At 65.1% G+C, this 9,253-nt stretch carries 11 protein-coding genes; 3 read left to right on the top strand and 8 right to left on the bottom strand.

What is annotated here, in order from left to right; translation table 11 throughout:
* The 6 genes from ACLPJJ_RS13195 to miaA form a co-directional block, all read right to left on the bottom strand.
* Positions 1-453, bottom strand: a 453-nt coding sequence (locus ACLPJJ_RS13195; RefSeq protein ID WP_443591455.1) for an ACP S-malonyltransferase, incomplete at its 3' end; no start/stop codon positions are given.
* A gap of 107 nt (positions 454-560) precedes the next feature.
* Positions 561-1,016, bottom strand: coding sequence for a DUF1489 family protein (locus ACLPJJ_RS13190; protein WP_443591454.1), 456 nt, complete (start codon positions 1,014-1,016; stop codon positions 561-563).
* The gene (gene ilvC, locus ACLPJJ_RS13185) at positions 974-1,993 is read right to left on the bottom strand and encodes a ketol-acid reductoisomerase (RefSeq protein WP_443591453.1); all 1,020 of its coding nucleotides are present in this window, start codon (positions 1,991-1,993) and stop codon (positions 974-976) included. Before ilvC ends, ACLPJJ_RS13190 begins: the two co-directional genes overlap by 43 nt.
* A gap of 110 nt (positions 1,994-2,103) precedes the next feature.
* Positions 2,104-2,613: an acetolactate synthase small subunit gene (ilvN, locus tag ACLPJJ_RS13180; protein ID WP_443591452.1), complete on the bottom strand. Its 510-nt coding sequence runs from the start codon at positions 2,611-2,613 to the stop codon at positions 2,104-2,106.
* Positions 2,613-4,406, bottom strand: coding sequence for an acetolactate synthase 3 large subunit (locus ACLPJJ_RS13175; protein ID WP_443591451.1), 1,794 nt, complete (start codon positions 4,404-4,406; stop codon positions 2,613-2,615). Before ACLPJJ_RS13175 ends, ilvN begins: the two co-directional genes overlap by 1 nt.
* A gap of 66 nt (positions 4,407-4,472) precedes the next feature.
* The gene (gene miaA / locus ACLPJJ_RS13170) at positions 4,473-5,441 is read right to left on the bottom strand and encodes a tRNA (adenosine(37)-N6)-dimethylallyltransferase MiaA (RefSeq protein ID WP_443591450.1); all 969 of its coding nucleotides are present in this window, start codon (positions 5,439-5,441) and stop codon (positions 4,473-4,475) included.
* On the opposite strand from miaA, the gene serB reads away from it, so the two are divergent.
* The 3 genes from serB to ACLPJJ_RS13155 all read left to right on the top strand — a co-directional run bounded on the left by serB (position 5,440) and on the right by ACLPJJ_RS13155 (position 8,006).
* Positions 5,440-6,318, top strand: coding sequence for a phosphoserine phosphatase SerB (gene serB / locus ACLPJJ_RS13165; protein WP_443591449.1), 879 nt, complete (start codon positions 5,440-5,442; stop codon positions 6,316-6,318). The genes miaA and serB overlap by 2 nt on opposite strands.
* Positions 6,319-6,321: 3 nt before the next feature.
* A complete protein-coding gene (locus ACLPJJ_RS13160) occupies positions 6,322-7,431 on the top strand; it encodes an S-(hydroxymethyl)glutathione dehydrogenase/class III alcohol dehydrogenase (protein ID WP_443591448.1) in 1,110 nt (369 codons plus the stop codon).
* 62 nt (positions 7,432-7,493) lie between these two features.
* Positions 7,494-8,006, top strand: coding sequence for a phosphate-starvation-inducible PsiE family protein (locus tag ACLPJJ_RS13155; protein WP_443591447.1), 513 nt, complete (start codon positions 7,494-7,496; stop codon positions 8,004-8,006).
* 48 nt (positions 8,007-8,054) lie between these two features.
* Here the strand turns inward: ACLPJJ_RS13155 and ACLPJJ_RS13150 are convergent, their stop codons facing one another.
* Together ACLPJJ_RS13150 and ACLPJJ_RS13145 are read right to left on the bottom strand one after the other, a co-directional pair.
* Complete coding sequence (locus ACLPJJ_RS13150; RefSeq protein WP_443591446.1) at positions 8,055-8,732, bottom strand: lipid-binding SYLF domain-containing protein; 678 nt, start codon at positions 8,730-8,732, stop codon at positions 8,055-8,057.
* 19 nt (positions 8,733-8,751) lie between these two features.
* Positions 8,752-9,253 (bottom strand): histidine phosphatase family protein (locus ACLPJJ_RS13145; RefSeq protein ID WP_443591445.1); only part of this gene is annotated, 502 nt, incomplete at its 5' end.

Here is a 9,253-nt window from a genome sequence, read left to right as displayed (position 1 = left end):
GCAGATCTCGCGCGCCATGTCCATCTCCACGCCGAGCAGCGCCGCCATGGCGCCCAGGCCGGCGGGTACGGCTTTCTGCATGGCCTGGCCGCGCAGCTTCAGCAGCATTGCGGTGTCGGCGACGGAGAAGGATTCCGCCGCCGCCAGGGCCGCGTATTCACCCAGGGAGTGCCCGGCGACCAGCGCCGCCTTCTCCTTCAGGCTGATCCCGCCTTCCGCCTGCAACACCCGCAGCACGGCCAGGGACACCGCCATCAGCGCCGGCTGGGCGTTCTCGGTCAGGGTCAGCTCCTCGGACGGACCTTCGAACATCAGCTTGGAGAGCTTCTGCTTCAGAACCTCGTCCACTTCCTCGAATACCTGCCGGGCTGGGGCGAAGGCGGCGGCGAGGTCGCGGCCCATGCCGACGGCTTGGCTGCCTTGTCCAGGGAATATAAAGGCGTTCACCGCCATGTTGTGGGTCTCCTCTAACGTGAGGGCGGGACTAGCATGAGCCGCGGCTGACGCAAAATGGCGCGCGCGGGGCTGGTGGGGCGGCCGCGCGCAAAATTAACAAGGGACTACAAAAGCGCCAGTGCGGCCAGTGCGCGCCGCATTTCCTCGGGCATTTCCGTCGTCTCGCTGCGTTGGGCTGAGAGGTCCGGCGGTGCGTCCTTGGGCTCCAGATAGCGCCAGCCCTGAAAGGCGCGCATCGCCCGGGCTTCCACGCGCACGAGTTCGGGGTCCAGCACCAGGGCGGTGTAGGACATGCCGTCGCTTGCGGCTTCAGTGCGAATATCTAGGAGTTTCTGGCGGACCAGCACGGCCCCGCCGATAACCCAGTAGAGCGACCCGCCATCCAGCAGTTCGTCCGCGCGCTTGGGTCTGTTGCGCGTAATGTGGCGCAGAGGCGGGTCTTGCGCCGCCTCTGCCATATGCAGCGCGTGGAGGTGCGCGATGTCGCGCGCCCCCACGGCCAGCTTTACAAGGTGGATCAGTTCTTGGCCTTGTCCACCAGGGCGTTCTTGGAGATCCACGGCATCATGCCGCGCAGCTTGGCGCCCACTTCCTCGATGGGGTGGGCGGCGTTGCGGCGGCGGATAGCCTTGAAGCTGCTCTGGTGGACCTTGTTCTCCAGCATCCAGTCGCGGGTGAAGCGGCCTGTCTGGATGTCTTCCAGAACCTTCTTCATCTCCTGCTTGGTCTCGGCCGTGATGATGCGCGGGCCGGTGACGTACTCGCCATACTCAGCGGTGTTGGAGATGGAGTAGTTCATGTTGGCGATGCCGCCCTCGTAGATCAGGTCCACGATCAGTTTCACCTCATGCAGGCACTCGAAATAGGCCATCTCGGGGGCGTAGCCGCCCTCGACCAGCGTCTCGAACCCGGCCTTGATCAGCTCGACCAGGCCACCGCACAGCACGGCCTGCTCACCGAACAGATCGGTCTCGCACTCTTCCTTGAAGGAGGTCTCAATGATGCCGCCCTTGCCGCCGCCATTGGCCGAGGCATAGGAGAGGGCGATTTCCAGCGCGTTGCCGGTGACGTTCTGCGCCACGGCGACGAGGCTCGGCACGCCGCCGCCCTTCAGGTACTCACCGCGCACGGTGTGCCCGGGGCCCTTCGGCGCGACCATGAACACGTCGATATCGGCGCGCGGCTCGATGAGGTTGAAGTGCACGTTCAGGCCGTGCGCGAAGGCCAGCGCGGTGCCGGGGCGCATGTTGGCGGCCAGATGCTCGCGGTACAGGTCGGCTTGGCCCTCATCCGGGGTGAGGATCATCAGCACATCGGCCCAGGCGGCGGCCTCGGCCGGGGTCATCACCTGGAGGCCCGCGCCTTCAGCCTTGGCGATGGCGGTGGAACCGGGGCGCAGCGCGATGGCCAGTTCCTTAACGCCGCTATCCTTCAGGTTCAGCGCATGGGCGTGGCCCTGGCTGCCATAGCCAACGATGGCGACCTTCTTGCTCTTGATCAGATTAACGTCTGCATCCCGATCGTAATAAACGCGCATGTGACTTTATCCTTGTTCTCTTTTACTGAAACGAAAAAACTGGCGCGCTCCCTAGTCCCTTTTCGCAGGCATGTCACCTTGGCGTGCGGAACACGAGCGGCCTTGAAACCCTACCCGATCGTCTTCAGCCCCCGGGCGATGGCGGCGACGCCGGTGCGGGAGACCTCCGCTAAGCCCACCGGGCGCATCAAATCGAGGAAGGCATCCAGCTTGTCGGTCGCGCCGGTCAGCTCGAAGGTGAAGCTCTCGGTCGTGGCGTCGATCACCCGGGCGCGGAAGGCATCCGCCAGGCGCAGCGCCTCGGCCCGCTTCTCCCCGGTGCCGATCACTTTTATCAAGGCCAGCTCGCGCGAGAGATGCGGGCCCTCGGTCAGGTCCAGCACCTTGTACACCGGCACCAGGCGGTCCAGCTGCGCCTTGATCTGCTCGATCACCATTTCCGTGCCCTGGGTGACCACGGTGATGCGGCTCTTGGAGCCGTCGCGCTCCACCGGGGCGACGGTCAGGCTGTCGATGTTATAGCCGCGGCCGGAGAACAGCCCGATGACGCGGGCCAGGACACCGGACTCATTCTCAACCAGCACCGAGATGGTGGCGGCGCGCAGGTTCCCATTTGCCATCAGACGAGCGCCAGCCCGGCATCGGTAACACCCGGCTGCCCATTGGTCTTGTGTTCCGGCCCCAGCAGCATCTGGTTATGCGCAGCGCCGGAGGGGATCATCGGGAACACGTTCTCCATCTCGTCCACGCAGATATCCGCAATCACTGGCTTGTCCACCGCAATCATCTCCGCGATCACCCGGTCCAGATCCTCAACCTTCTCCGCGCGCAAACCCACCGCGTGGAAACTCTCCGCCAGCTTCACGAAGTCCGGCAGCGCCTCGGAATAGCTCTGGGAATAGCGGCTGCCGTGCAGCAACTCCTGCCACTGGCGCACCATGCCCATGTAATGGTTGTTGAGGATGAAGATCTTCACCGGCAGGCGGTACTGCGCCAGCGTGCCCATCTCCTGGATGTTCATCAGCGTGCTGGCCTCGCCGGCGATATCCACCACCAGCGCGTCCGGGTGCGCCACCTGCACGCCCATGGCGGCGGGCAGGCCATAGCCCATGGTCCCTAAGCCGCCGGAGGTCATCCAGTGGTTCGGCTTCTCGAACTTGAAGTACTGCGCCGCCCACATCTGGTGCTGGCCGACCTCGGTGGTGACGTAGGTCTCGCGTCCGCGCGTGGCCTTGTAGAGCTGCTCGATGGCGTATTGCGGCTTGATGATGCTGCCGGGGTCGCGGTTCTGTGTGTAGCGCAGCGACTGCTTGGCCCGCCACAAATCGATCTGCGCCCACCATTGCGCCATGGCGCCCTTGTCCTGCGGGGTGGAATCCGCCTTCCAGGCCGCGATCAGCGCCTTCAGCGTCGCCAGTGCGTCGCCCACGATGGCGACATCCACCACCACGGACTTGTTGATGTTCGCCGGGTCGATATCGGCGTGGATCTTCTTGGAATTCGGCGAGAACGCGCTGAGTCGTCCCGTCACACGGTCATCGAAGCGCGCGCCGATGTTCAGCATCACGTCGCAGTCATGCATGGCGAGGTTCGCCTCGTACGTGCCGTGCATGCCCAGCATCCCCAGGAACAGAGGGTCGCTGGCCGGATAGGCGCCCAGGCCCATCAGCGTGTTGGTGCAGGGAAAGCCGGTGAGGCGCACGAACTCGGTGAGCAGGCGCGAAGCCTCGGGCCCGGCATTGATGACGCCGCCGCCGGCATACACGACCGGGCGCTGGGCGCGCTTGAGCAGCGCGACGGCTTCCTTGATCTTCGCCGGGTCCGGCTCGGTGCGCGGGCGGTAGGAGCGGTGCGGCTCGCGGCTCGGCTCCCGGTACGGGGCGGGGGCGATGAGGATGTCCTTGGGCAGGTCCACCAGAACCGGGCCGGGCCGGCCGTTCTTCGCGACGAAGAACGCCTCATGGATGATCCGCACCAGATCCTCGGAGCGCTTCACCAGGTAGTTATGCTTGGTCGCCTGGCGGGTGATGCCGGTGGTGTCGGCCTCCTGGAAGGCGTCGTTGCCGATAAGATGCGTGGGCACCTGGCCGGTGAGGCAGACGAGCGGGATGGAATCCATCAGCGCGTCCACAAGGCCGGTGACGGCGTTGGTGGCGCCCGGGCCGGAGGTGACGAGCACGCAGCCGACCTTGCCGGTGGAGCGGGCGTAACCTTCGGCCGCATGCACGGCCGCCTGCTCGTGCCGGACCAGGATGTGCTTGATCTCGTTCTGCTGGAAGATGGCGTCGTAGATCGGCAGCACGGCGCCGCCGGGATAGCCGAAAATCGTGTCCACGCCCTGCGCCTTCAGCGCGCGGAGAAGGGCCTCCGCGCCTGATTTCATCAGTTCGTTCGTTGCGATCGTGCCGTCCATGGTCTGTCCTGCTGGTCAGGGGAGAAAAAATACTGCGGAAGCGATTAACGCCGGTGACCGCGGAGGTCAACCGGGAATATTTATAAAATTTACCAAATCGCCAATAAAACTTTCCGAAAGTTGCGTGAATGAGGTGATTCTTGAATGAATTATTTGCATGTCTGGGGTGCCGACCAATTTCTGGTGCCGGAACCACGTGCCCTGGCGCTTGGTGTACTGGTGCGTGACCAGCACGGCGCGGGATTTGGCCTCCTCGAGCGGGATCTCGCCGCTTAAGTATGCCCCCAGCTCCGGCACGCCATGGGCACGCATCAGCGGCAGGCTGGTATCCAGCCCCAGGGCCAGGAAGTTGCGCACCTCCTCCAGCGCGCCCTGCTCCAGCATGGCCTCGAACCGGGTCTCAATCGCCTCGCGCAGGGCGGCGCGCGGCGGGTCGAGCAGGATCATCCTCAGGTGCCAGCCGGTCAGGCGTTCGGTGGGTTGCGCCTGCCAGAAGGCCAGCCCCTTGCCGGTGGAAAGCAGCACCTCATAGGCGCGGGCGATGCGCTGGGAGTCGCCCGGCTTCAGCTTCGTTGCGGTTTCGGGGTCCAGCTTCACGTGGAGCGCTTCGGGTCCGATCTCGGCGATCAGGCGGCGCGCTTCCTCGCGTGCCGCCGGGTCCGGCTCCGGGATATCGGCGATGCCGTTGACCAGCGACGAGAAATACATGCCCGTGCCGCCGCAGAGGATCGGGAACTCCGCCTCCGCCATCTCGGCCAGGGCAGCGCCGCGCCACCAGGCGGCGTTGGCGGGCTCGGCGGCGGCGCGCACGCCATATAAACGGTGAGGTGCTGCCGCCTCGTCCTCCAGGCTCGGCCGGGCGGTGATGATGCGCAGCTCCCGGTAGCACTGCATGGCGTCGGCATTGATGACGGTGCCGCCCAAACGCCGCGCCAGGGCCAAAGCGAGCGCCGACTTCCCGCTGGCCGTCGGACCCGCCAAAATCAGCGCCGTGCGTTGCCCTGCTTCGTTCTCTGTCCTACCAGTCGCGACCATGTCTCATATCGTCACTTTCGTCGCCAACCGGCAAGCCGGTTCCCTCACCGCCGCCGAGGCCAAGCGCGCCCAGGATCTCGCCCAGGGCTTCGAGCCCACCTGGCTGGCCGAGGGCTGGGCCATGGAATTCGCCGTGCAGAACGTGCCGGACCGCGCCGCCCTGGCCGCAGCACTCGACCACAAGCAGGTGGATATCTTCGTCACCAAATCCCGCGGCCGCCGCAAGGCCGTGCTGGTGGCGGACATGGATAGCACCATCGTCACCTGCGAGACGCTGGACGAGCTGGCGGCCTTCGCCGGGCTGAAGGATGAGATCGCCGAGATCACCAGGCGGGCAATGAACGGCGAGCTGGATTTCGCCGCCGCTTTGCGCGAGCGCGTGGCGATGCTGACGGGGCTGAAGCTCTCGGCGCTGGAGGCGACCTGGGCGGAGATCCAGTTCTGCCCCGGCGCGCGGGAACTGGTGGCCACCATGCGCGCGCATGGTGCGACCACGGCGCTGGTCTCGGGCGGGTTCACCTTCTTCACCTCCCGCGTGGCGGCGGAGATTGGCTTCGACATCCACCGCTCCAACGAGCTGCTGGATAACGGCTCGGAGCTGACCGGGGCCGTGGCCGAGCCGATCCTGGACAAGAACGCCAAGCTGCACACGCTGCAAGAGCTGGCGCAGAAGCGCGGCGTGAAGCTCGCGGCGACATTGGCCGTGGGCGACGGCGCCAACGACCTGCCGATGCTGAAAGAGGCGGGGCTGGGCATCGCCTACCACGCCAAGCCGGTGGTGGCGGCACAGGTGGCCAACCGGGTTGAGCACACTGACTTGACCTCGCTGCTGTTTGCGCAGGGATACCCCGCAAGCGCGTTCAAGACCGGGGAGTAAGGCATGAAGACCAGGGCGGCGGTGGCACGGGCGGCGGGTAAGCCGCTCTCTCTGGAGATCGTGGACATCGAGGGCCCGAAATACGGCGAGGTGCTGGTGGAGGTGAAAGCCACCGGCATTTGCCATACCGATGAGTACACCCTCTCCGGCATGGACCCTGAGGGCATCTTCCCCACCATTCTCGGGCATGAGGGTGCTGGCGTGGTCGTGGATGTCGGCCCCGGCGTGACCAGCCTGAAGAAGGGCGACCACGTGATTCCGCTGTACACGCCGGAATGCCGCCAGTGCAAAACCTGCCTCTCGCGCAAGAGCAACCTTTGCACGGCCATCCGCGCCACCCAGGGCAAGGGCGTGATGCCGGATGGCACGTCGCGCTTCTCCTGCGATGGCGAGCCGGTGATGCACTATATGGGCTGCTCGACCTTCGCCAATTTCACCGTGCTGCCGGAGATCGCGCTGGCCAAGGTGCGCGAGGACGCGCCCTTCGAGAAGATCTGCTACATCGGCTGCGGCGTGACCACCGGCATAGGTGCTGTGTTCAACACCGCCAAGGTGCAGCCGGGTGACAACGTGGTAGTGTTCGGGCTTGGCGGCATCGGGCTGAATGTCATTCAGGGAGCCCGCATCGCGGGGGCGGACAAGATCATCGGCGTGGACATCAACAACGCCCGCAAGCCGATCGCCGAGAAATTCGGCATGACGCATTTCGTCAACCCGGACGAGATCGGCGAGGATCTGGTTCCGTATCTCGTCAACCTCACCGATGGCGGCGCGGATTATTCCTTCGAGTGCATCGGCAACACCAAGGTGATGCGCCAAGCGCTGGAGTGCTGCCATCGCGGCTGGGGCACCTCGATCATCATCGGCGTGGCGGGTGCCGGGCAGGAGATTTCCACCCGGCCGTTCCAGCTGGTCACGGGCCGCACCTGGAAGGGCACGGCCTTCGGCGGCGCCAGGGGCCGCACCGACGTGCCGCGCATCGTCGACTGGTACATGGATGGCAAGATCGACATCGACTCCCTCATCACCCATGTGCTGCCCTTCGAGCAGATCAACGAGGGCTTCGAGCTGATGCGCACGGGGGAGAGCATTCGCAGCGTGGTGGTGTATTAGGCTATGCTGGCGTAGCGTATGTTGGCGTTGTTCCCACGGACAAGGAGCCGACGGTGAGAGACATGCAATACACGTACGAAGCGCCGCAGCAGGAAACAAAAGCTGCACACGAAAGCGCGCCCCCCTCCCGACCGGCCAACAGCACGCGGGATTTGGTGTTTCGCATTTATGACCGGGCCGTAGAGCTGGTGATCCTGGGGGTGATTCCCATGATGCTGGTGTCGCTTGGTTTTGCATTTATCCAGGCATTGATCAGTACTGCCTCCATGTTCCCTCTGGCCAGCATCATGGCGTCTGACGAAGTGGCGATGCGCGGGCTGGTGGAGCGTGTGCTCGACGTTGTGATTCTGATCGAGCTGTTCAACACGTTTATGGAATATGCGAGAACAAGGCATATCCGGCTGTCGAACCTGCTCGACGTGACGATCGTGTTTTCGCTGCGCGAGATACTGATACAGCTTTACGCGCAGGAATTTTCTGCGGCTGACATATTAACGCTGTGCGCGCTGGTGATTGTGCTGGTCATTGCACGCAGTATTGCGACCTGGTCCGCGTCGCAAGGGAATGCACGTTAAGGCGGGGAACATGCCCCCGCCCTGAGCTATCGCAAAAACCTGAAAGCCTTACTGCGCCTGGACCTGCCCGTAGCGCCCGAGCATGGTGCGCAGCGGGTTGGCGCCGGCGTTCGAGCCCTGGCTGTTGACCACAATAGCCCGTGCACCCGGCGCGGTGCCGTAATAGCGCTGCTCGTAGCCGGAGTCGTCGGAAAGCACGGAGCCGGAGAGCGAGACGCCGCCATACAGCCCCTCGCTCTTGGAGAAGCTGATGATGTCCGCGTTCAGCGCGGTGGACATGGAGCCGTTCACCCCCGCGCCGAGTGTCGCCACGGACAGCCCGGCATCCGCGCCGAACTTGAACTGCGAGTTGAGCAGCGCGTTCAGCCCGCCATCGGTCATGATGATCATCATGACCTCGGCGCTCTGCACGCCGATCTGCAGGCCGAAGCTGCCGCTGCCCAGCGTGTAGAAGGCCGGGTAGGACCAGCTGCCATCGTCCGTGCGGGCGGAGAGCACGCAGCCCCCGCCTTCGCCGCCGAAGAAGAACCCGGCGCGGAAGAGGTTGGGGCAGATCACCACCGCCTTGGCCTTGCGCAGGAAGTCCTGGGCCTGCGAGCCCTGGGCGCCGCCCATCATGTCCTCCAGCGCCAGGGTGGAGCTGTCCACCAGGTATTGCGGGCTGCCGGCGAAAGCCGGGGCGGCGGTGCCAAGGGCCAGGGCGGCGGCGAGCAGAAGGCGTTTCATGGGCAAAGGCTCCTTCGGGTTATTTCGGTTCAGCGGGTCCCGGCGAGGGCGCGCCGGGCGGCTCTGTAAGGTGTTCATTAACAGACAAGACGCGCCAGCCGCGATCGTTAAATTCCAGCCTGGTGAGGGAGATGTTGTCGATTTGCAGGCACAGCGCCTGATGCGCGGTGAGGCCCAGCGCATGCGCGCAGGCGGCGCGGATGGCCCCGCCATGCGAGACGATGATGGTGTGTTCCCCCTTGGCGGAGGCGAGCAGCGCCTCCAGCCCAGCGCCGACGCGGGTGATGAGATGCGCGAAACTCTCGCCCCCCGGCGGGGTTTCCGCCGCATGGATGGGCCAGAACGGGTGGCGCTCGGCATGGCTCCGCTCGTCGAACCCGGCGATGGGCATGCACTGGAGCTGGCCGAAATTCTGCTCGACGAAGGCAGGGTCGATCAGCGGCTCGGTCTTCGGGTAGCCCGCGCGCATCAGCGCCTCGGCGGTGAGCCGGGTGCGCGAGAGCGGGGTGCAGACCAGCCGG

The organism is Acidocella sp. (assembly GCF_052326845.1).
Lineage (GTDB): Bacteria > Pseudomonadota > Alphaproteobacteria > Acetobacterales > Acetobacteraceae > Acidocella.
The sequence above is the reverse complement of the archived record's forward strand: the minus strand, read 5'-3'. Positions and strand labels throughout refer to the sequence as shown.